This window comes from Butyrivibrio sp. INlla16, assembly GCF_900104155.1.
In the GTDB taxonomy this organism is placed as follows: domain Bacteria; phylum Bacillota; class Clostridia; order Lachnospirales; family Lachnospiraceae; genus Butyrivibrio.
The window spans coordinates 70567-93529 of the sequence record NZ_FMYB01000002.1 but is presented as its reverse complement, the minus strand read 5'-3'; the positions used below and the strand labels follow the sequence as shown (position 1 = coordinate 93529).

Annotated in this window: 20 protein-coding genes, 1 pseudogene and 1 riboswitch; of the genes and pseudogenes, 9 read left to right on the top strand and 12 right to left on the bottom strand. The window is 43.1% G+C overall.

Annotated features, from left to right (window positions below):
* Window positions 1–56: 56 nt before the first annotated feature.
* Both BLR42_RS01395 and trkA read right to left on the bottom strand, forming a co-directional pair.
* A complete protein-coding gene (locus BLR42_RS01395) occupies window positions 57–1502 on the bottom strand; it encodes a TrkH family potassium uptake protein (RefSeq protein WP_091866000.1) in 1446 nt (481 codons plus the stop codon).
* Between the two features lie 18 nt (window positions 1503–1520).
* The gene (gene trkA / locus BLR42_RS01390) at window positions 1521–2888 is read right to left on the bottom strand and encodes a Trk system potassium transporter TrkA (protein ID WP_091865998.1); all 1368 of its coding nucleotides are present in this window, start codon (window positions 2886–2888) and stop codon (window positions 1521–1523) included.
* Window positions 2889–3187: 299 nt separating this feature from the next.
* Here trkA and BLR42_RS01385 point away from each other — a divergent pair, with 299 nt between their 5' ends.
* The gene (locus tag BLR42_RS01385; RefSeq protein ID WP_091865996.1) at window positions 3188–3454 is read left to right on the top strand and encodes a hypothetical protein; all 267 of its coding nucleotides are present in this window, start codon (window positions 3188–3190) and stop codon (window positions 3452–3454) included.
* Between the two features lie 7 nt (window positions 3455–3461).
* Window positions 3462–4013 (top strand): flavodoxin family protein BilS, encoded by a 552-nt coding sequence (bilS, locus tag BLR42_RS01380; protein WP_242879154.1) that lies wholly within the window; start codon window positions 3462–3464, stop codon window positions 4011–4013.
* A gap of 35 nt (window positions 4014–4048) precedes the next feature.
* Here the strand turns inward: bilS and BLR42_RS01375 are convergent, their stop codons facing one another.
* The 9 genes and pseudogenes from BLR42_RS01375 to BLR42_RS01335 form a co-directional block, all read right to left on the bottom strand.
* On the bottom strand, window positions 4049–6160 hold the full coding sequence (locus BLR42_RS01375) for an InlB B-repeat-containing protein (protein ID WP_091865993.1): 2112 nt from the start codon (window positions 6158–6160) through the stop codon (window positions 4049–4051).
* Window positions 6161–6206: 46 nt separating this feature from the next.
* Entirely contained in the window at window positions 6207–6575 is a 369-nt protein-coding gene (locus BLR42_RS01370; RefSeq protein WP_091865990.1) for an SdpI family protein, read from the bottom strand.
* Window positions 6576–6693: 118 nt separating this feature from the next.
* Window positions 6694–7038 (bottom strand): hypothetical protein, encoded by a 345-nt coding sequence (locus tag BLR42_RS01365; protein ID WP_091865987.1) that lies wholly within the window; start codon window positions 7036–7038, stop codon window positions 6694–6696.
* Window positions 7035–9686, bottom strand: coding sequence for an Ig-like domain-containing protein (locus BLR42_RS01360; RefSeq protein WP_091865985.1), 2652 nt, complete (start codon window positions 9684–9686; stop codon window positions 7035–7037). The genes BLR42_RS01365 and BLR42_RS01360 overlap by 4 nt, the downstream gene beginning before the upstream one ends.
* Window positions 9687–9742: 56 nt before the next feature.
* A riboswitch (cyclic di-GMP riboswitch) is annotated at window positions 9743–9822 on the bottom strand.
* Between the two features lie 398 nt (window positions 9823–10220).
* A pseudogene (locus BLR42_RS01355) lies at window positions 10221–10424 on the bottom strand (transposase); the annotation flags it as partial.
* A 198-nt stretch (window positions 10425–10622) separates the two neighbouring features.
* On the bottom strand, window positions 10623–11309 hold the full coding sequence (locus BLR42_RS01350; protein WP_091865983.1) for a hypothetical protein: 687 nt from the start codon (window positions 11307–11309) through the stop codon (window positions 10623–10625).
* 64 nt (window positions 11310–11373) lie between these two features.
* Window positions 11374–13053, bottom strand: coding sequence for a hypothetical protein (locus tag BLR42_RS01345; protein ID WP_139165080.1), 1680 nt, complete (start codon window positions 13051–13053; stop codon window positions 11374–11376).
* A gap of 59 nt (window positions 13054–13112) precedes the next feature.
* Window positions 13113–14990 (bottom strand): threonine--tRNA ligase, encoded by a 1878-nt coding sequence (locus BLR42_RS01340; protein ID WP_091865980.1) that lies wholly within the window; start codon window positions 14988–14990, stop codon window positions 13113–13115.
* 110 nt (window positions 14991–15100) lie between these two features.
* Entirely contained in the window at window positions 15101–15610 is a 510-nt protein-coding gene (locus tag BLR42_RS01335) for an SEC-C metal-binding domain-containing protein (protein WP_022761591.1), read from the bottom strand.
* 224 nt (window positions 15611–15834) lie between these two features.
* Here BLR42_RS01335 and BLR42_RS01330 point away from each other — a divergent pair, with 224 nt between their 5' ends.
* Together BLR42_RS01330 and BLR42_RS01325 are read left to right on the top strand one after the other, a co-directional pair.
* Complete coding sequence (locus BLR42_RS01330; RefSeq protein ID WP_091865978.1) at window positions 15835–16671, top strand: peptidoglycan DD-metalloendopeptidase family protein; 837 nt, start codon at window positions 15835–15837, stop codon at window positions 16669–16671.
* 28 nt (window positions 16672–16699) lie between these two features.
* On the top strand, window positions 16700–17116 hold the full coding sequence (locus BLR42_RS01325; protein WP_091865976.1) for a bactofilin family protein: 417 nt from the start codon (window positions 16700–16702) through the stop codon (window positions 17114–17116).
* 187 nt (window positions 17117–17303) lie between these two features.
* Here the strand turns inward: BLR42_RS01325 and BLR42_RS01315 are convergent, their stop codons facing one another.
* Window positions 17304–17594: a YerC/YecD family TrpR-related protein gene (locus tag BLR42_RS01315; RefSeq protein ID WP_022761587.1), complete on the bottom strand. Its 291-nt coding sequence runs from the start codon at window positions 17592–17594 to the stop codon at window positions 17304–17306.
* Window positions 17595–17934: 340 nt separating this feature from the next.
* Here BLR42_RS01315 and BLR42_RS01310 point away from each other — a divergent pair, with 340 nt between their 5' ends.
* The 5 genes from BLR42_RS01310 to BLR42_RS01295 all read left to right on the top strand — a co-directional run bounded on the left by BLR42_RS01310 (window position 17935) and on the right by BLR42_RS01295 (window position 22954).
* Window positions 17935–18135: a cold-shock protein gene (locus BLR42_RS01310; RefSeq protein WP_022761586.1), complete on the top strand. Its 201-nt coding sequence runs from the start codon at window positions 17935–17937 to the stop codon at window positions 18133–18135.
* 263 nt (window positions 18136–18398) lie between these two features.
* Complete coding sequence (locus tag BLR42_RS01305; protein WP_091865972.1) at window positions 18399–20198, top strand: methyl-accepting chemotaxis protein; 1800 nt, start codon at window positions 18399–18401, stop codon at window positions 20196–20198.
* A gap of 127 nt (window positions 20199–20325) precedes the next feature.
* Window positions 20326–20463 (top strand): hypothetical protein, encoded by a 138-nt coding sequence (locus tag BLR42_RS22550; RefSeq protein ID WP_170832589.1) that lies wholly within the window; start codon window positions 20326–20328, stop codon window positions 20461–20463.
* 56 nt (window positions 20464–20519) lie between these two features.
* On the top strand, window positions 20520–21965 hold the full coding sequence (locus BLR42_RS01300) for a leucine-rich repeat protein (protein ID WP_091865971.1): 1446 nt from the start codon (window positions 20520–20522) through the stop codon (window positions 21963–21965).
* A gap of 566 nt (window positions 21966–22531) precedes the next feature.
* On the top strand, window positions 22532–22954 hold the full coding sequence (locus tag BLR42_RS01295) for a glycosyltransferase (RefSeq protein WP_091865969.1): 423 nt from the start codon (window positions 22532–22534) through the stop codon (window positions 22952–22954).
* The last annotated feature ends 9 nt before the right edge of the window (window positions 22955–22963 follow it).

Genomic DNA, 22963 nt, shown 5'->3' with positions numbered 1-22963 from the left:
CTACCGGACTTATATTCACATCTTTAAATCGTCACTATTTTATTTTTATTTTATATTTATCTCTTGGCCCAGGTTCTGGGTGATAAGAGAATCAGCATCGGCAACAGCTCAAGTCTTCCTGCCAGCATGTCAAACATAAGAACAATCTTGGACAGATCTGAATATGCGCTGAAGTTTCCTGTAGGGCCAACCATTCCGAGACCGGGACCGATGTTGTTAAGTGTAGCTGCCACCGCCGTGAAATTCGTTTCATAATCGAACTCATCAAAGGAAATGAGAAGGATTGAAATAATGAAAATCACAACATACATACTAAGGTAAGCGGATACCGACTTCACAACCGTCGAATCTATCGGATGCCCGTCCATATATACCTTCTTGACTGACTTCGGATGAACAATGTAGGTCAGCTCATTTTTCAGGGCTCTTATCAAGATGACGAATCTGGAGAGCTTGAAGCCACCGCCCGTTGAACCCGCACAGGCTCCAAGGAGCATCAGACACGCCAGAAGCGTCTTACAAAGCTGAGGCCACTGATTGAAATCCAGAGTTGCAAAACCTGTCGTCGTCATTACTGATGCCACAGTAAAAAGTGAGTGATGGAAGGATTCAAAGGGAGTTGCAGTCACACCGTTTCTATAAATCATGAATGCGATAAGTGAAGCGGATCCGAACATCAACGCCAGATAGAGCTTAACCTCATCACTTTTAATAGCTTCCTTCGGACGCAGCGTTATCAGATAGTAGTATACGTTGAAGTTGATACCGCACATTATCATGAATATGGTTATGACTATCTGCGATGCTGTTGAAAAATCGTTGGCGCCGCTGTTTGTAATACCGAAACCTCCGGTACCAACCGTAGCAAAGGTGGTTGTCATAGCCTGATACGGATTAAGTCCCGTGATCATAAGCAGAATAATCTGAGATACAGTAATACCGATGTAAATCAGGTAAAGAATCTTGGCTGTATCACGCACCCTCGGTACGATTTTTCCTACAGAGGGGCCCGGGCTCTCCGCCCTCATAAGGTGCATGCTATAGCCGCCTCCCATGGGCATGATAGCAAGGATGAATACCAACACACCCATACCGCCTACCCAGTGGGTGAAGGTGCGCCAGAACTGCACGCTATAGTACATCTCAACGCTTGTGAGAATCGTAGATCCGGTCGTTGTAAAACCTGAAATTGTCTCAAATACAGCATCCACATAGCTGTCGGTTACTCCCGAAAGGACAAAGGGAAGCCCGCCGATCATACTTATAAGAATCCAGGTCAGGGCTGTGGATACAAAGCCCTCTCTGGCATAAATTGCAACATTCTTCGGTTTGAAATGAGCGCCGATGGATCCGACTGCAAGGCACGTCATAATCAGTAAAAAGAACATGCGTGCGCAGCCGTACTCTTTATAAATGATCGCCACAATCAGCGGCAGCATCATGAGAATTCCGGTTATCTGCAAAACTCTTGAGAGCAGAAAACGGATCATCTTATAGTTCATACAAAATCACCTCTGTAATTATTTGTCGGATACGATGTCCGAAATATCCTGAAGTCCAAGCTGGCTGGTTATGATAACTACCGTATCTCCCGCCTCTATGACGCTTGAACCCTTAGGGGAGATGATCTCGCCTTTGCGGTTAATAAGAGCCACCAGGATACCCTTTTTCAAATGCATCTCTGAAAGAGGCTTGCCGATAACTGATGCCCCTTCCGTTACGAAGAACTCCAGCGCCTCAACCTTGCCGTCGTTCATCTTATAGAGTGCCTCTATGTTATTACTACCCATGGAATTACTCATTCCGCGGACATACTGGACAATTCTCTGCGCAGTGATGTTCTTGGGATAGATAACACTTCCGATCTGAAGTGAGCCGATAATCTCACCGTAATTAACTCTGTGAACCTTGGTAATAAGCTTAGCCTTGGGATTCACGCTCTTTACATACATAGAAAGCATGATGTTCTCTTCATCGAGATTGGTCATGGCGACGAAGGATTCCGTTCCGACGAGGCCCTCTTCCATCAGCGCATCCTTGTCGGTTCCATCGGCATTTATTATGAGCGCCTGCGGAACCAGATCAGAGAGCTTCTTACATCTCTCAAGGCTCTTATCGAATATCTTTACATCGATTCCGAAGGAAATCAGCTGCTGTGCGAGGTAATATGATGTCGCACCTCCGCCGATGATCATGCAGGAATGTACTCTAGCGGTGGGCATTCCTATTTTTCTGAAAAATTCGGCGATACTTCTCGATGCACCAACGATTGTAAGCTCGTCGTTCGCTCTAAGAACAAAGTCTCCGTTCGGGATGAAAACCTCGTCCGCACGGGATACAACCGCAATCAGCACTTTACTCTTAATCTCAGACTGTATTGTCTTAAGGGATTTATCGCAGATTCTGGTATCTTCTCTAACGGTCATGTGCACTATCTCGGCACGGCCTCTTGCGAAGGTCTCGATCTTGGTGGCAGCCGGGAATTTAAGAAGTCTTGCTGCCTCAGCCGCAGAGAGTTCCTCAGGGTTAACAACCAGGGAGAGACCGAGCTCTTCCTTGATGAAATTGATCTCTCTCTTATAAATAGGATTCTTAACACGGGCGATAGTGTTGCAATGACCGGCCTTTCTCGCTATCAGACAGCACAGAAGGTTAAGCTCGTCATTACCCGTAACCGCGATCATAAGATCCGCGTACTCTATTCCGGCATCCTTCATTACAAGGTAACTTGCGCCGTTACCGACGATGCCCATTACATCAAAGTTGTTGACAACACTCTGAATGACGTCACGTTTTTCCTCAATAACAGTAACGTCATGCCCCTCACCACTGAGCTGTTCAGTCAAAGCTGCGCCTACGTTACCGCAGCCAACTATAATTATCTGCATACTTTCCTCCAAAAAATCTTTATTGCATGGAATATTTTATTCAAAACAATCCATGCAATAAATAATCCCATATATAATACCACTATTTATCATCGTTTACTAGAAATCAAGGAAATAGTGCTCAATTAAGCTTATTTCGTGTTAATAAAGTTTGGGTTTAGGTAATAATACATTTATGGATTTTTAAGAGAAATTCATTGGCGATTAATTGTATTTTCGCCGCATGAACACTATACTTTCCTTAAGATTGAGGGGGTGTTTACTTAAACACAAATTGATCTTGTTCGAAGGTGTAGTATATGAAAGATTTTTTATATCGTTTTTTTCAGGGACGGTACGGTGCATACGGAACTGACAGACTGACCAAAACCTGTCTGGCTGCTTCGGTTGTTATCCTTGTGTTGTCATACCTTACTCCTTTTGAGTTTATATATTACATAGCAATTGCTCTGCTCATTTACAGTTACTTCCGTCTTTTTTCGAAAAATATTCCGGGACGTTATCATGAAAATGAGGCTTTTGTGAAATTTACCGACAGAATTATAAAGTTTTTCAGAAAACCATAAAGGAAACATGCTGAAATATTTAGTGGTCTATGCAAGTGAAACAGGGAATACCAAGAAAATAGCCGACGAAATTTTCTATGCACTTCCTTCCGACTCCAAAGAAGAGCTCAATGTACGAAGCTGGAACGGAAGGCATGACGCCGAGACTTATTTCGTTGGTTTTTGGGTTAACCGTGGTACCTGTTCACTGGAAGTCATAGACCTTATTTCTTCTTTGCATGGAAAAAATGTGGCCTTTTTCGGCACCTGTGGCATGGGAAATGATCCCGCCTACTACAAGTCCGTCGAAGCCATTGCTACTGTCTGGCTTCCCACAGACAACCGCTATCTCGGTTCCTTCTTTTGCCAGGGCTCCATGCCGGCCTTCATTCGCGATCGCTACGAAGAGCTCCGCGGAAAACGGGGCGATGAATTCGCCGACCGAATGATCGCCATCTTCGATGAAGGACAGCGCCACCCCGACAAGCAGGATCTCCTTCGCGCCAACGTCTTTGCCGATACCGCCGTTCACCGCATCCCCGAACAAGAAAACTACTCCCACCTCAGAGACATTCTGTAAATTCACCCCGGCTCCGAGTGCCGGGGCGAAATTCATCAATCCTTCTTGGATTGGACGTTGTCTTCGATGTTGACGCGGATAAGGGCAAATTCGGTGCCGGTGAGGGCGTCTTCGAGGGTGAAGCGGACGGTGCCGTCATCATCAACGACTGCTGCCATCTCCTTGTAGCCTGAGCCGGAGTTGCGGTACATGACGTAGATGTTGTCGTTGATGCTCGTGTCTGTGTTTCTCCACAGGTAGGTTCTTACTTCGCCGTCGAAATCCTCCGGAGGCTCTGTGTATACGGCAGCGACTACTTCGCTGTCGTAGCGCTCCCCAAACTTATCAAGTGTGATATTCTTTGCCGAATTCATAAGAGGATCAATATCCTTTATGTTGCTGGTCCCTATCACTTCATCCTCAGTTGTTGTAAGAATGCCGCGGGCAAAGGAAAAGTCTGAATCATTAAGCTTTTCCTTATAGTAGTTTTCCACAGACTTCACAGCGCCATAGGCATGCAAACTGGGAAGATCATTGCCGTATCTTAGTCTGTCGTAGGAGACAGCTGCTGCCGCAAGCCCCTCTATTGTCTGCCTTGTTACGCTGTTGTTCGGCTCTGTGAATTCGCGCTTTTCATCATAAAAATGCTCGCTAATTATGTCCGTGTTCCTGGAATAATTCTCATCCTTTTCAAAGCATCCAATATAAGTGATATCTTCATCCTTCACCTTTAAGGATTTGGCCTTGGACACATAGCCTTTCTTTTCGCCCTTCCTGTCATCCTTCTTCCATCCGACGAAATACCAGCCCTCATTAGGCTCAGCGGTAATCTTGTACTTACCGTTTTTCAGGACCTTTTTCCTTACATGGCCTCCGCTCGGAGGGCTTGCTACAACTCGCAGTCCCCCTTCCTCTTCCTCATTTACGAAAAATGCGGTAAAGACACTGTCCTCATTAACGTTGGTAATTCTGACAGAGCTCTTGGTATAGGTATTGCCCTTGTCATCAATCCAGTACTGGAAGGTGTATCCGGGCTTAACTTCAGCTTTTAACGTAAAGCCGGTCTCAGTGGCCTTGTTATAAATGTAGGGCGTTGCCTTGGATACAGGCGCTTCGTTGTTATACTGAACAGTTCCGCCCTCTTCAGGAGACGGTTCTATAACAACAGTAACCTGCTGCGCACTCTGAACAAATACCGCAGTATAGGTCTTATCTTCTTTTAATCCGGAAACCACAAAGGTTTCATTTGTGAAAACATTACCGCTTCCGTCTTCCCAATACTTGAACGTATAGCCCTGCTCCGTATTGGCCTTGGCGGTAAGTCTAAAGCTTGACTCAGTCTTCGGATGATCATTTGCAGCAGCTTCCTTGGCTTCCACATCAGCAAGGGCTGCTTCGAAAGCATTTCTTTCCGCCTCGGTATGCTCAAGAGCATCAAAATCGAAGTACTGGGCATCAAATATCTCCTTCGCGGAATAATAAGTTTCCTTGAGGCTGATATAGTTTGCCTTTGCTGTTTCGTATCTCTGCGAACAATTTTCGTAATCGGTACTTGCCTCGTTATACTTTACCTGCGGTTCCTGATCCGTAACATTCAGTGTCGCAAAAAACTGCTGCTTAAAATCAAGCATCTGCTGTTCTTTTTCATTCGCAAGGGTCTGTGCTTCCTTCAGTTTTTCCTCCTTGAGCTGCAGCTCCGCCTCTGTGCTCAGTGCATCCTGGTCAGCCTGCTTTGCGGAAAGCTTTATCTGAGCCATCTGCTCTGTATCCGAAGTAACAATGTCCATTTCCGAGTCAAAGGTCATATTCTCGACATACTGTATGCGGGTATCAAGCTGCTTGATTCGGTAAATATCATCTTCATCTCCGACTGTCGCAACTATGTCGCCCTTATGAACCACATCATTGTCCTTGATATTAACAGAGACGACAAAGCCTTCAGTCTGTGAATAGATGTAATTCGCACCCTCAGCATTTAGGTAGATTCCGTCAGTATCAACACTTGTAGGGAGTTTTCCAAAAAATCCCCAGACAAGAAGTCCTCCGATAATAATAAAAGCACCAAAAATAGAGACCCAAGCTGCAGGCGAAACAAGGACTATCATCCTATCCAGTTTATCCTGAGCCGCAATCCTATTCAGTGCTTCTTTGTTGTAAACACTCTTCAACTGAGTCTCCCCCCACCCATTAAAGTTATGTTAAAAGTGTTTGATTTTACTCCCCAAACTTTTCTTTCAACTTTTTCTCCGTCGGAACAATCATAACGATTATCATGACAACCATCTGAATCAAAATAATAAGCACCATCGCTGCAAGCGGATTAAAGCCTGCATTTTTCACAACCAAAACATAGGCTATTCCACTAAGTACAAGTGCTACTATTCCATAGATCATAGTATTTCTTCCGCTATAGGTATTCGCAAAATCCCAAGCCTCCTGGCTGCTCTTGGATCTTTTCGTTCTGTACCCCTTGGTATCATTGATTTCTTTCGGTGGATTTTTCATAAGAATAAATCCTGCAATCGCCGCTATCACAGGACAAATAAGAACACAGATAAATAATAGAAGCTCTATTCCTGCCATAATACCCCCATACAAGAATCAAACACTATATATCGTCTGCTAATTATTTTATTTTACCATATATAGTAAAAAACGCAAAGTGCACAATGTTATTTTATAAAGTTTTCAAGATTGCTGTTTAGTTGTAGTTAGTATCAAACGGTGTAAGCATGATCATTCCTTCCGTGGAATCCGAATAGGTCACCTGCACTGCCTTGGGATAATCAATCTTATAGTCCAGAATATATCCCTCCTTCGTTAATGCTTCCAATTCTTCGCTTAATCCTGACAACGCGGCATCCTCCGAGGTAGCATTTTTCAAAACGTTCGTCACTCTTTTCGAAACAACACTGATATAATCACTGCTCATAACTGCCGCTGCCTCCTTATCACCATTCCCTGTTATCTTTTGGTTGCATCCACAAAGAATAGTACATGAAATTATAGCAATCAGTATAACCGTTCGAACTGCATTTTTCATCATTTTACAACCACATTATCAATTATACCTACTGTATCAAATACTGAATCGCCTTCATCAAATGTCACGAATTCAAGTGTTACTCTCTGATTTCTGAGCGAAGACAAATCGTAGGAAACATCCTTCCACTTAGTATGATAAACAGTATCGTCACCGTCATCAAAATCGATATTAAATATCTCATACCATGTGGAAGTATTAACCTCTTCACGTGCAAGCTCTACAATCAGATTTCCGTTAGTATCCAGGAGACGGGCTATAAATTTGTCATCAAACTCAGTATTAACATATTCCAGAGGCTCTTCAGATACCACATTATAGGTAAAGCTGAGTGTGCTTGCATCCGACGGAACCACAAAGGTCTGCGAAAGAACACTTCCCTCTGTACCCTCATTCTTCTGTGTGTCGTAAGAAGAGGAGGATGATCCGATACCGGTTGTAAGTATCGCCATCTTTTTTCCATGAGTGGGTGATAATTCTGCAAGTCCTGTTATGGTTCTTGCATCACCAAGATGATACCATTCTGTCAAAACAGGTGTTAATTCAAAGCTTCCGTTTTTGAAATCATCTGTGAACAGCACAGTATTGGTTGATCCTGAAAGTATAGGGTATGCTCCGTGCCCGTCATTTACCCCGTATGTTGCCGTTGCACTTGCGAATGCGTCGCCTGTTGTCTTACCGGAAGCAAGTCCTGTAACAAATGCCTTCATAAGTTCTCTACTGTAGACTGCAAGAACTGAATTATGGAAGCCCACAACCGTACTTGCTCCGCGTCCTAAGAGTGCTGATGAAAACTGTGTGCTTACTTTTGATCCCTCACCCATAAAATCGCAGGTCTCAGAGAAAAGTACTTTTCCGTTCAGGGAAGTAGCACCAAGGTTTGCAGTAAAGAATGCGGGCTTAACCCAGTAGTATGTATTGCCATCTATAAGTGTTGCTCTTACTACTCTGCCATTGATCAGATCTGCATAATACGCGTTATCCTTTTCAGCAGAAACTTTTTCATAGGTACACATATAGAGATCATTTCCATAAGAGGATCCATGCATACTGAAAACAATAACATCATAGGCTGACATAGCTTTGAAGTCTTTTAAGGTAGCTTCCTTCATAGTTGTTGTCAGTCCCATTCCATTCAGTTCCGGAATGGCTTCGTCGTTATAATATGCCTTTCTCCAGCCTACTTCATTACTTCCGCTAAAACCGAAGTATATGATAGCTTTTCCGATTGATCCTGCAGTATTTGAGCTGTTACGGGCAATCGGTGCAAGAGATTCCGACTTAATCATTGTATCCCAGAGTCCGCTTCCCTTGGGATTACGAACTTTTCCGGTACCATTACTCTTAATTGTATTCTCTTCAAGAGATACTGCACCTGTGGTGCCATCAGTATATTCAAAGGTTATAACATTTGATTCACTGTCAAATGTTCCGACAGATTTAATATTTCCGGAGTTTTTCTGTTCATTTAAGACATTCTGAACTGCTGTCTTTTTTACTTCGATGGTGGCATTTGGATTAAGAGTTTCCGTTACCTCTTCGATGGCATTATCCGCTGCTGTCATCTCTTCTCTATTTTCATCGGACATTACGGAAACAACATCAATATCAACTGTGTCAGAGGTTATCTCCTCTGATCCCACATATGCCTTTACATAATAGCTGTAACGACCGTTATTACCTGATACAAACCTTTTGTAAGCAGAGTAAATCTGGTCTCCCTTCATATCATCGCCGCTATCTTTATAAACTCCGTCATCCTCCATCGCTTTTACAAAGTTGCCATTGGAGTCATAGAGCTCAACTTTATCTACATTTACAGCGACTGTGGCATATAAATATACTTTATTATCTGTAGTTCCGGCTACAACGCTATTACTTGAAGCTGTCAGGGTTACAAGGCCTGAATTCTTTGATGCGGAACCTATGGTTGACTCTGATGATCCACCTGAGTTACCGGACTCACCTGAGCCATTTGTGCCATTTGTATTATTTGTATTATTTGCATCCTTGGAATCCTTTGAATCCTTGGAATCTTTGCCGTTTTGTGTTGCACCGTTTACCTTAACAAGCAAAGATGCGCTTTTCTTACTTCCGTCATTAGCTGTTGCTGTTATTGTGGCAGTTCCTTCTCCTTTTGCAACAACAAGTCCTGATTCTGAAACTGATGCAACAGACTCATCTGAACTCTTAAAGCTTACTGTTTTAATAGAAGCATCCAGGGGCTCAACTCTTGCTGTCACCTGATAATTCTGCCCTGCATTAAGTTCTATCTGCTGATCCCCAATGGATACAATGCTTACGGGTGATCCTACATAAATAGTACATTTTGCACTTTTCTTAGTACCCTTTATTGTAGCTGTGATAACTGTTTTTCCCTTTTTAGCAGCCTTTACGTTACCCTTGCTGTCAACGGTTGCTACCTTGGGGTTCTTACTCTTAAATACAACTGACTTCTTTTTAGAAGATGTTGTTGCCTTAAGCTTTACTTTTTTGCCCTTCTTAAGTGTGTACTGGGAATAGTTGAGGGTTATGGATTTTCCCCCTGAAGATGACTTCTTTGCCATTACTGACATAGAAGTCGGCGAAACGCCGGAAAAGACAATTAACATTGTCAAAGCAATAGCGAGAATTGATTTGATTCGATTCATAATGAACAAATCCCCTTTCTAAAAAACCTTCGCTTCGCAAAGCTAAGGTTCTCAGAAAGTGCAACTGGCTGACTTCTTAATGAAAGTCCCTATAGCTTTGCGTCCTATGGTCACCCATAGTTTGCCGAAATATGTTTTGTCGCAGAACAAAAACAGTAACTGTAGTGTATTCTCGGATTTAGTTTCCGTCAATCAGACCAATTCTAAAATATTTATAAACGAATTTCTTTATATTCAAAATTTAATAATTCCCTTAAACTCTTCTATTTTCCTGATATTTCTCTTTGTATCAGCAAATTTAGTTTCCGCACACCTGACATAGAATATTCTTTTTTCCGTTAATATCTCTTTTTATAAAGATTAAAATTAACAAATGTAAGTTCTCACGTTTCCCAAAATCAGCCCCAGTCCGTGACTGCGTTTTGATATTCCAAATTTACACCGGGCTTCGATTCTGTCTACACTATCAATGTACTCTGTACGCTTATCGATGACTGTATCTTTGCCAGGCCTTCCAAGAGCTGGTCCGGCAAGCTTTTCATCCGTAAGGTGTTTTCGGAACTCAACAAGTAGTGATGGTGCAAATGGTTGCTCTAGCTGGAATCCTGGTAGCCCGATGAAGTATTGATAATACGGATTCTCCTGGATTTGTTCTACAAGCTCTCTGTCAGAATAGTCATATTTCTTCTGAATGAGAAGTGCACCAAGTGCCATCCTTAGAGGCTTTGCCGGCATCCCACAACTTGAGGGTAATTTGACGATTTTGATTCTTTTTGTACATGGGATTCTCCGCGAAAGGTGCAAGGTTTTTGAGGTAAAAGTAATAATTTCCTTGCATCTATTATCTCACGGATTGCCCACAAAGTCAGTAAATATCAGTAGTTATTAATTATTGAGCACGTACTATATAAAAGAAAAACCGCTCTAAATGAGCGGTTACTTCTTAGCAAGAACATGTATTGTATCCAGTGTCTGTGTACATTTGTCCTCAAAGTCATCATCCTCTGCCCTTGAAAAGACAATCGTGAATACCTTGTTTTTGGAAAGTACTATTGCGATAGCCTGATGAATTGTCTGTGAGTTCTCCGGTGTGTAAGAGGTCCTTATCATATATCCCGGGAAACCGTCATACTCCATGTTTTCAAAGGATTCCAGCGTAAATCCGATGTTTTCTCCGTAGAGACTTTCGTAGTTTTCCTTTTGAATAGTCTCATACATCTCTGCGGCGAGTTCGTCATATCTATACTCGATATTGGTCGCATCCTCGGATTCCCCTGCTGCCCTCTGAGCATTGGTAAGTATTTTCTTTTCCGGAAGAACCGAAACCTCGTAAGTGATGTTTGCGGATTCCAACGGATAGTGCTCATTCACAAAGACTCCGGGTTCATCTGAAGCCTTGAATCCCATGGGCACGAAAAACGTACAGGCAAGTGCTTCCGGAAGCTTTGATATACCTCCGGCCTTGGATTCATCACCTGATCCGGAAGAATTCTCAGAATCCGCATCCTTAATCATGTCATCCAGAACCGCGCCCGCACCTGCCGAAGCCAGCGTGCTGATTCTGCTGTTTCCCAGCGTGAATACCGTAAGTATGAAGATAATTGATAAAAATCTTTTTCTCAAATGTCTCTCCTATATATCTATAGAAATAATCTTTCTGTAATCAGCTATCCTCTTGTCTGTCTTCTCATTTTCGCGATAGTTCAAACACATCAAACCAATATCGCTCATTAAGATAGCTGCCAATGTTCTTATTTTCAATCCCGGCAGGTGAATCCTTCCATTCTTGCAGAATGTCCTCTCTGGAATTAAAGCTTCCAAGGAAAAGCACTCTCCTCCCACTGTCCACAAGCTCCTGAACTTCCGGGTATTCACTTATAACCTGTATCCCCGGTAAAGTACTCTCAAGAATGCTATCCGTTATCGCTCCGTATAGATAAACCTGTACCGGAAGCTCTTTTCCCGCATCTCCCACTATGTCACAGTATCCATTCGCATAGTACATTGAAAGAGCCGCTACCTGTTCAAAATTGCAGATGAGTATCGGATCTTCCGAAAGTGAGTCCTCATCTGTATTTTCAGCACCTGTGCCTTCACATATACCCTTCCAGAACTGCTCCGTCTGTACCATATTAACACGTTTATAGAGCTCATTTCCACGGAAAGCCCAAAAGTCTCTGATGCAGAAAATAGTCATCAATGTATACAGAAGAAGTCCTGCAAATAGGAGTTTTCCACGTTCTCCATTAAGGAGCCGCTTAGCAGCAATCAGTACTGAAAGCCACATAGCTCCCATAGCGGGAATCATGTACCTGTATATAAAAACAGGTCTAAGTAAAAATGACACAGCAAAGCCAAAGGCAATAATTCCGATTATCGGCATGAAGCAGAGCCACATATAGGAGTCCCTGATATTGCAAAATACCACTGCTACCACCAGCACAAACATCACAACTGCCAGAACAGTAGCGAGTTTATCATTAAAAAATCCGGGCTTCATCAGGAACTTGATAATTCCGCCAAAGCTCCTTAGAGACAGCGGCTGAATCCAGTAATTGGATGAGACTGATCTCGCCTGCGAAAGCACAACGCTTATCCAGGGCACATAGCAAACCGCAGTCATGTTGGCACTGATAAGCAGGATTCCAAGCTGATATACATTTTTCCGAACCGACCAAATGATCAGGAACAGATATACCGCAGCCACTGCGACAGCAGCATAGTACTGAGTATAGCAGGCTAACAGCCCATATATAAATAAAGGAAAAATCTTCCCCCACTTCAGTCCCTTTATCTGCTTATCCTTTTCAGTCTCAATAAACGGCCCGGCGTGTATGCAAAGTGCTGTCACAAAAAGCATAACCCAGCTGTACATACGCACTTCAACCGCATAATCAGCCATCTGCGGCATTGCAATCACAGCGCAGGAAAAAAGTCCTCCCACGAGAATTCCGTAGCGCTTTCTGATGATTGTGACGGCATACAAAAAGAGAATGAACAGCGGAATTACACTCGCCAGTTTTGCATACATGATCTGCATGCTCCCCAGGGCAGCTCCGCTATTTACAAGTCCGGATGACATGAAGGAATTGCCAAAGGGTGTGAGCGCCTTAATCACGAAATGGACGATAATATAATACAGCGGCGGGTGAACATCCGCCGCTGTTAATTTAACCATCTCAGAAACAGGCTTAGTGGCAAGCTGCATGCTAAAGAGCTCGTCGTACCATATGTCGGGACTAAAGCAAAGATATGCTGAAAAGATAATCATTGCTGAAGAAATCAGGTATAGAAGACTTCCGCAGATTATTTCGGCTTTGTCCCACGTTTTTTTTGAATCGTTAAGGAGTGTCATTAATCCCCTCATCCGGCGCTTCGCGCCACCTTCCCCCAGTGGGGGAAGGCGTTTATTTCTGATCAGTTTTTTTACTCTACACTATCAATAAGCTCAAGTGTGTGCTCAGCGTTCATCTTCTTGCACATCTCAACGAACTTATCGAGAGGTACGTTCTGAATCTGCTTGTTGGAACCGCGAACATTGATTGAAACAGTGTTCTCAGCTGCCTCCTTATCACCGAGTACGATGATGTAAGGATCCTTGTAGTTCTTGAACTTCTTGATCTTCTCCTTCATGTTATTGTCGGAGTAGTCAGCCTCAACATCAATTCCGTTCTCATAAAGAAGATCTGCTACCTTCTTAGCATACTCATTGTGTTCTACGCGGATAGGAACGATACCTACCTGATAAGGGCTGAGCCAGAACGGGAAAGCACCCTTGAAGTTCTCGATAATGATACCTATGAATCTCTCAAGTGATCCGTAGATCGCTCTGTGAATAACAACAGGCATCTCAAGACTTCCGTCCTGAGCCTGATATGTAAGGCCAAAGTTGTGAGGCAGCTGATAGTCAAGCTGTACTGTTCCGCACTGCCACTCTCTTCCGAGCGCATCCTTAATCTGAAGGTCGATCTTGGGACCGTAGAAAGCACCGTCGCCTTCATTTATCTCATAGCCATCCTCGCCATATTTCTTATCAAGAATGCTCTTAATAGCAGCCTCAGCTCTGTTCCAAACCTCGATATCGCCCATGAAGTCCTCGGGACGTGTTGAAAACTCAGCTCTGTAAGTTACACCGAATGTCTTGTAGATCTCGTCTGCAATTGAGATGATATCTGCAATCTCATCCTGGATCTGTGACTCCATTACGAATGTATGGTCATCATCCTGTCTGAACTCCTGAACACGGAAAAGACCGTTCATCTGTCCTGACTTCTCTTTTCTGTGAAGTACATCATACTCGCTGTAACGAATAGGAAGTTCTTTATAAGAATGAACTGTTCTCTTGTAAGTCATCATCGCGTTAGGACAGTTCATAGGCTTAGCGCCCATTGTATCAAGCGCTTCTCTGTTGTAGATAACCGAGCCTCTCTCAATCTTTACGGGAGCCTTAGGTGCATCCTCTTCCATGCTCTCGGCTACGTCAGGAATATTGGTATCTGCCTGCACGTGTCCTGCGATTCCGGGAACTATGAACATGTTGTTGATGTAGTGAGCCCAGTGTCCACTGATGAGCCACAGCTTCTTATTATCGATAAGGGGAGCAGCGATCTCTGTATAGCCATGTCTCTCCTGAATATCTCTTGAGAACTTGAGGAGTTTCTGGTACATTTTCCAGCCTCTGGGAAGCCAGTAAGGCATTCCGGGAGCTGTCTCATCAAACATGAAAAGATCAAGCTGAGCACCGATCTTCTTGTGATCGCGCTCCAAGGCCTCCTGGATCATCTTGAGGTGAGCCTTGAGCTCGTCCTTTGAAGGAAAAGCGTAGAGGTAGATTCTGGTCATGGAATCTCTCTTCTCATCGCCTCTCCAGTATGCACCGGATACAGCCTTCAATTTATATGAAACATTCATCAGCTCCTGAGAGTTCTCAACGTGAGGTCCGCGGCAAAGATCGATGAAGTCATCACCTGTGTTATAAGTAGTGATGGTCTCACCCTCGGGAAGATCCTCGATAAGCTCGGTCTTAAATTTCTGACCTTTGAAAATCTCGAGAGCTTCAGCCTTGGATACCTCTTTTCTTGTCCAGTCCTCTCTTCTCTTGATGATCTCGCGCATCTTATCCTCGATAGTCTTGAAATCATCCTCAGTAACAGCCTTCGGCAAAACGAAATCATAATAGCAACCGTCTGCTACCTGCGGACCAATTGCGTACTGTGTCTCCTCACCGTAAAGCTCGATTACGGCTTTTGCCAGGATGTGTGCCAATGAATGGCGGTACACTTCTTTGAATTCTTCTTTTGTCATTGTTCTCTCCTTTTCCGTACCAACCGGGTACAGTTATTTTTATTAAAGCCCCTCATCCGGCGCTTCGCGCCACCTTCTCCCAGTGGGAGAAGGCTTATCTGAGGAAGCGCTTAGAACTTACCCTTACCGTGACACTTCTTGTACTTCTTGCCACTTCCGCACGGGCAGGGATCGTTGGGATATACCTTGTTCTCCTTGCGTACGGTCTGTGAAGCCTTCTGCTCCTTGTAGAGCTCCTTCTGCTTCTCCTCTGAGAAGATATCATTCCACTCCTCGAGGCCGTAAAGCCAGTCAGCACCTGCTGCTACCATGTTCTTGTAGAGGAGTTCCTTATCGAAACCAAGCTGAACCTCTGTGTCCTCTTCCATCGCTTCGATGTCGTTCTGCTCCTTAAGTGAATCATTGATTCCATCAAGGAAACCTGTCATTGTCATGATATCGATGCTATATTTCTCAGCAAGCTCCTTAACTGTTCCCTTTACAACTTCGTCGGGATTCTTAAGAAGCTCTGCATAGATCTCTTTTTCCTTCTGAAAATAATCTGTCCAAAGTTTCTGCAGCTGGGCCTTATCAGCTTTCTCTGAATAAGCCATATCGCGCCACTCTTTTAATAATGCCATAATGTGTAACCTCACTTCCAAATAATAGTATTTCGAAATCAACATAAATAAGATGTTAATCTTTCATATTATAGTATCTTTTCATTGTTATGTAAACGTTTGGGATATTTCGGGGTTTCTCAGATGAAAATGGCAGATTTAGCGGTCCGCATTTTTCAAACAACTATATCTTGGATTTTTTAATAATATATGCTATTATAAGTTGAATTTTATTGGGGGTTTTTATGGCAGATATTAATAAACCAAAAAAACACAGGCATAAACGCCACTACACATTTATGATTATTTCGGGGGATTCCGACGGAAGCAGCGGAAGCTTCCATGTGGGACATGTAGCAGCTCAGGTTCTGGCATTTTCCATATTTGCGATCTTTTTATTCCTTATATGTTATGTCATCCACTCAGCTATCACACTCTCATCTCTGAAAAAATATACAGTCCAGCAGAGTGCTCAGATAGAGGAACTCGATACAGCAAACAAGGAACTCATTCAGAAAAACTCCGAGCTTGAGAATGAAGTATCTCAGCTCAGTCAGGCGCTCAATCAGAAGGTTGAGGCGGAGGCTCAGACCGCAGCCGAGGAACAACAGCAGTACATCCCCTCTCTTCTTCCTATCTCAGGAACAGCATCGATTGAGAATTCCTACGACGATCCTAATTCTACCGAGATTGAACTTCAGGCGGACGGCGGCGAAGAAAACGCTGACGAAGAAGGTGCAGAGGGCGAAGATGCAGAGAAGACTCCTGTTGATACCACAGGTCTTGATCCCATCCTCATTCTTACCACCGAGGCCAACTCTACTATAATTGCTTCAGGTTCCGGCACAGTAACCAGCGTTACTGCAGATGTAAAATACGGAAACAGTGTGACGATTGACCACGGCAACGGCTATATAACAATTTACAGAAATGCCGGCGAGAGCCTCGTTCACGAAGGTGACAGTGTTGCCAAGGGAGCTACACTTTTCGTTGTCGGAGAAAATAATACAAAGCTTGGATATCAGATCAAGCAGGACGGGGTTTTTGTCAATCCCGAAGAGATGGTTGAGATTAACGGTTAACAAAGCCGCTAAAATTAGGAGGAATACAATGGCACTTTTTAACAGTTCAAAATCAGACGGTTCAATTGATGTTGCTGCGGAGCCGATAACAACGTTTATCGCATCCGGCGCAACTATAGATGGTCCGTTCACCGCTAAGGAGAGCACAAGAGTTGACGGAACCATCAATGGCAATGTGTCCGTAGGCGGATCACTTATCCTTGGTCAGGAAGGAAAAATCGTAGGCGCAGTTACCGCCACAAATCTTTTCCTTGCAGGTGAAATTCAGGGCAACGTAAACTGCTCTCAGGGTAAAGTTGAAATCAGTGACACAGGAAAGCTTGTCGGAGACCTGGCCGCAAAAACTCTCGTAATCGATGAAAATGCAATTTTCCAGGGCCAATGCAAGATGACCGCAGAAAAAACCTCTGCTGAAACAGCCAAAGAAAGAGCTGCTACTACTTAATATAATACGCCCGCCAAAATATATATGAAATTTCTCGCTCGTTAGCAAAGCTATAATCGCTTGAAATTTCATATATATTCCGGCGGGCTTTTGATTCTCCCTCATCCGGCAGCGTTGCTGCCACCTTCTCCCTGAGGGAGAAGGCTTTAATCTTTATCTTATCTCCCACTAAGAGAAGATTTACCACTTACTGTTCTTTCATTTTAGAGAATACCAAAGCGTAGCCGTCGTCGCCATAGTTCAATGATCGGTTAACTCTGCTGATAGTGGCGGTTGAAGCTCCGGTCTTCTCTGCTATCTCGAGATAGGTCTTATGCTTTCTGAGCATGGCTGCAACTTCAAATCTCTGGGAAAGAGACATAAGCTCATTCACCGTGCAAAGATCCTCAAAAAAGCTATAGCACTCTTCCTTATCATCAAGTGACAGAATGGCCTCAAATAAGTGATCAACAGCCTCTGTACGAATTTTCTTATTCATTATTATCCTCCGTGTGATAAAAAATATCATTGCCCTCTAATGCATAAAAAAATGAAGCAACTATATCCAAAAAAGCAAATAAATATGTTGAAACATAATTTACTTTATTTCGTCAATTCACTTCACTGCTTGCATATTTTAACACACTAAACAATTAAAGTAAAGTGATGCTATCATAAGTATTGTAAATTGTGATTTTTTTCGCGAATATTTTAATAATTCCTTTACTTTTAATGCCCCGTATGATATCCTAATTATGTTGTTTTAATACAACATATCGTCAATTGATGTACTCGTTTGACGATAAGAACTATTTTTTATTTTTTAGTGGAGGTAAGCTATGAACAAGGGTACAGTTAAGTGGTTCAACAACCAGAAGGGTTACGGCTTCATTTCTGATGAGGCAGGCAATGATGTATTCGTACATTATTCCGGACTCAACATGGAGGGCTTCAAGTCTCTCGACGAAGGCGCTGCAGTTGATTACGACGTAATCCAGGGTGAAAAAGGACCCCAGGCCGTTAACGTAAACAAGCTTTAATTAGCGGCAACATTTAATCAAGACTACAATGTGCCTTATTCTTAATATATAGAATCAGCAAGTGTACAAATGATTAATCAATAGGCCCATCCGGTAACGGATGGGTTTTTTGAGGCCAAACTATCTTCCTTTTCTTTCAATCTCATATTTAATCCCTACGATTTTATAAGGTTTTAATCTATTTTTATATCTACTTAATTTTATCCATATTCCGTTTTTGCTATCATTTAATTGTGTTCGATTTTTCTTATGGAGGTATCACAATGCGAAAGCGTAATGGATCTTTAATGTATGTACTAATTGCAGTTATAGCCGGTGCTGTTATTCTGACCGGTATAATCATTGAGCTTTTTACAATTAATAGCACAATCGCTACGACAAAAAGGCAGACCGCCGCGTATAGACAAAGGCTGTTGGAGGATCAGCAGTCAGAGCTTCGAAACCAGGTTCAGAACGTGGTCAGCCTTATTGAGCAGGTACATAAAGCTGCTGAGGCCGGTGCCATTACAGAAGATGACGCCATGCGAATCGCCGCTGAATATGTCCGCGAACTCCGCTACATGGACGGCGACGGATACTTCTGGATTGATACCACAGAAGGTGTCAATGTCGTGCTTCTGGGACGTGAAAATACCGAGGGAAAAAGTCGTATCGATTCCTGCGACCCCAACGGCGTATATATGATCAAGGATTTCATCGCAAATGCTAAGGCAGGCGGCGGTTTTTCCTATTTCAGTTTTCCTAAGCCCGATGAGACAGAGCCGCTCCCGAAGATGGGTTACACTATGCTCTACGAGCCCTATAACTGGGTTGTAGGAACCGGTGTATGGATTGATCACATCGATGCTCTCGAAGCAGAATATAAAGCTGAAGCAGAGGCTTCTCTGCGGAACGCCATCATCAAGTCAGTTATCGTGCTGATTGTCATGATCATTCTCGGCATAATTCTTGCATTTTATATCGGCAAAAAGATCAGTACTCCCATTGTTCTCGTTGCAAAAGAGATGGAGCGAATGGCAAACAGCGACTTTAGTGATAACAAAGACATACAAAAGGTTCGTCCGTTAAAAACACATAATAATGAGATTGGTCTTATTTCTGAAGCCCTCGATCTCATGCATACCAATATCCGTGAACTCATGGCAAAGATTTCAGATACTACAGCATACGTTGCATCTGCATCTGAGGAGCTTTCCGCAAGCGCTTCACAGTCAGCACAGGCCAGTGAAATGGTTGCAAACTCCTGCACAGTTGTAGCTAACTCCTGCAGCGGCCAGATTACTGCTGTATCCGGAGCAAGCAATGAGACTCAGCAATTTGTTAATAACATGCAGGAATTCCAGGATGCAATTGTTACCTCCAATGACATGATAAATGCTACAAACGAAGCTGCTACAAAGGGTGCTGCCGACATGAACCGCGCAACAGCCATGATGGATACGATAAAAGAATCCGTGGAAAATACTGCTACTATGGTTGAAGGTCTTGGCGATAAGCTAAAGAATATCGACGCCTTCGTTGATACAATTGCAGAAATCGCTAGCCAGACCAATCTCCTGTCACTCAATGCAAGTATTGAGGCGGCAAGAGCCGGCGAAATGGGTAAAGGCTTCTCTGTAGTTGCCAGTGAGATCAGCAAGCTCGCAGATCAGTCAAACGAAGCAGCCAGCAAGATCACTGCTCTTATCGGTGATATAATGACAAGCTCCGAAGAAGCTGTAGAATCCATGCGAGAAGGTGCCCAGAGTGTTATTGAAGGTTCTGAAGTCGTTAACGAGGCAGGTAATACCTTCAACGAGATTGTAAGCCGTGTTCACTCTGTATCCGAGCAGAGTGCCCGCATGAGTGAGATTGTTGACCAGCTTTCAGGCGGTACCGAGACTATTGCCAACAATATTCAGAAGATCGAGGAAATGAGCGCCAATGTAGCCGACGAGACTCAGAACGTATCCGCTGCATCACAGCAGCAGACAGCTTCCACCCACGAGGTTGCGGAAGCCTCCGACAAGCTCGCCGAGAACGCCCAGGAACTCCAGGACTTCGTTGCAAAATTCTCACTTTGATATAATACGGTCCCCCGGAGTGTATATATTCATCACCGATCTCGTTGCACTTCGTGCATAATCGATCGGGTGCTGAACATATACACTCCGGGGGACCTTACTTCTATGATATAAGGAGGAGTTTGTTTTGAAATTTATTAATTCTAAAAAAGTGTTTTTGGTGTCTGATGAGGATTGTATAAGAGAGAGTATTGGTTTTATTGAGGATACCCTAAAGAGTGTTGATTTAAATTACACGAATGATAAAATGTTCTTACCAGTTTGAATACTGACTTGGCATAAGTGTTCTTTGAGTGAAGAAATAATTACAAGGAGGTTTTTATGAGTAAAAACATATTGAAAGTGTTGGCATCCATAACGGCTGTAAGTCTTGTGTGCTCCTGCCTTTTCCAAAATTTGGGGTACGGCGTCTTAACAGCTAAGGCTGACGGCTGGAACCTGTATGTAGGCGGCATTTCTGTCTGGGATTCTTACAATGCGGGTAGATGGAGTTATGATGCTATTAATAATATTTTGACACTAAATGGATATTCCGATGATGTGGTTGCGAATGCAATAAATCCCAATAATGGAACCAATAAATCTGCTAATATTATATACTTGGGTGCGAATCCTCTTACAATAAAATTAGAAGGAAACAATAAAATCACAGACAGTTCTCATATGGATAATTATTATGGAATATATAGTGCACAACCTGTTACAATAACAGGCACTGGCAGTCTTGATATAAATGTTGGGAACGCTGTTGATGATGCAGGAATATTTGTGCCTGGTTCACTTCTTACTATTGAGAGCGGAACTGTTACAGTTAATTCTAATGGATATGCAATAGGCTCACATGGATTACATGTAAAAGGTGGAACTGTTGACCTGACAGGAGGGACATGTGGTTTTTCAGATTGGAACGGCGGCGGTTTAACTTTAAGCGGCGGATCATTGAAGGCTACCGGGAATGGTACGGCAGAGAATTGGTATGCGGCTATCTGTTCTTTTGAAGGTGTTACTATAGAAGGCGGCACATTGAATGCTTATGGCAAACAATATGGAATTTTCTGCGATAATAAAAACACGGTAATAAAGAGCGGTAATGTGGAAATAGCAGGTGATACTCTTGCCTATACCGGTTTCCCTATTACTACATCTCTTGCAGGAATGGGCTGGACAAACGTCTCCGGTACAGGAACAGGCACAGCGATCGCAGCAGGAAGTACAATAGAGTCGTTCCCTTATTTAAAGATGAAATTTCCTGTAACTGCCACAGAAGACGGCAGTGCCGAAGGAACTCCTGCATCTGAGGGTACAGAGCTTAAAGACGAATCAGGTGCAGAAACCGGTTATACCGTAACAAGCTCTGATCCATCAAATCCAACTGTTGCCTACACCGGTACCACAGCAAATGCGCAAAAGACTAAAATTAACATCCCGGATACTGTAAAGGACGCCAGCGGTAATATTTACAAGGTTACTGAAGTAAAAGCAAAAGCATTAAAAGGAAATACTAAAGTCAAGACTATCTCTGTTGGCAATTATGTTACTAAAATTGGTGCAAATGCCTTCGATGGCTGCACCAAGCTAAGTACAATAACGGTTAATGGAAATGTTCTAAAAACTACAGGAAAAAACTGGCTTAGAAAAACCAAGTCCGGGATCAAAATTGTAGTTAAGGCAAAGAACAAGAAGAAAGCACAGAAAGTATTTAACAAAATTAAGAAAAAAAGCGGTGCTAAGAAACCAGTCATCAAATACAAAAAATTTAAGAAGTAAGTAAAAACCTTATAGATATAAAAGTTTAAAGCGAAATGTGAGAGTTGGCTCTTGCATTTCGCTTTTTTCAGTGTGACGGGCATGTCCCGAACCTTGGGTGAAAGTCCCAAAGGCAACCGTAACCATGGTACTAAATCGGATAGGTGAACGAGGAAAGGTTCGGAGACTTACCCCGTGAGGTCTCACAGACGGTCTCATTAAGGCCGCTGTTCAAGTCAAAGCCAAATTAATACACGGAATCATGCATGTCTTGACAACTATGCCGTAGGCATTGTTCTATTATGCCCGAAAGAGAAAAAACAGGCATACACTTGTGCAAGAATGTGAGATAATAGATTATGCGGTTAAAGCAAGGATGAAGAGACATATCTGAAAGCACAAAGAGCGGAGATGCCTATTTAGATAACGTCATAGGGAATCTTATGTCGGTTGATGCAGGGGATCACAAGGATTCCGGAAGATAAAAGAGAATGCAGACAGCGCTTGCGAACCTTTCAAAGTGTCTTGATGCGTAGCTTTTCAAGAATTCTGAGAGAAAAAAAGCCTAAGGAGAACAACGTAATAATATGAATATCTGTCTTTTAAACGATTCATTTCCACCTGTGATTGATGGAGTTGCCAACGTAGTGATGAACTATGGAAGGATACTAACGAAAGAGCTTGGAGCAGGTGTTGTTGTCGGGACCCCGGAATACCCGGGAGCTGATTACAGCGGCTATCCCTACAAGGTAGTACCTTATAAAAGTCTTGATACTACTGACTTTATTAAGGGCTACAGAACAGGTAACCCACTTGCAATGCGCGAGATTGAACAGATTGCAGGTACAAGACCTGATATAATACATACGCATTGCCCGGCATCATCAACTATAATGGCTCGCATTCTGCAAAATGAGACAGATGCACCCATAGTTTTTACTTATCACACCAAATTTGACGTGGATATTGCAAGAGCAGTGGGTGAAGGCTTCTTGAAAAAAGAGATTTAAATAAAAAGC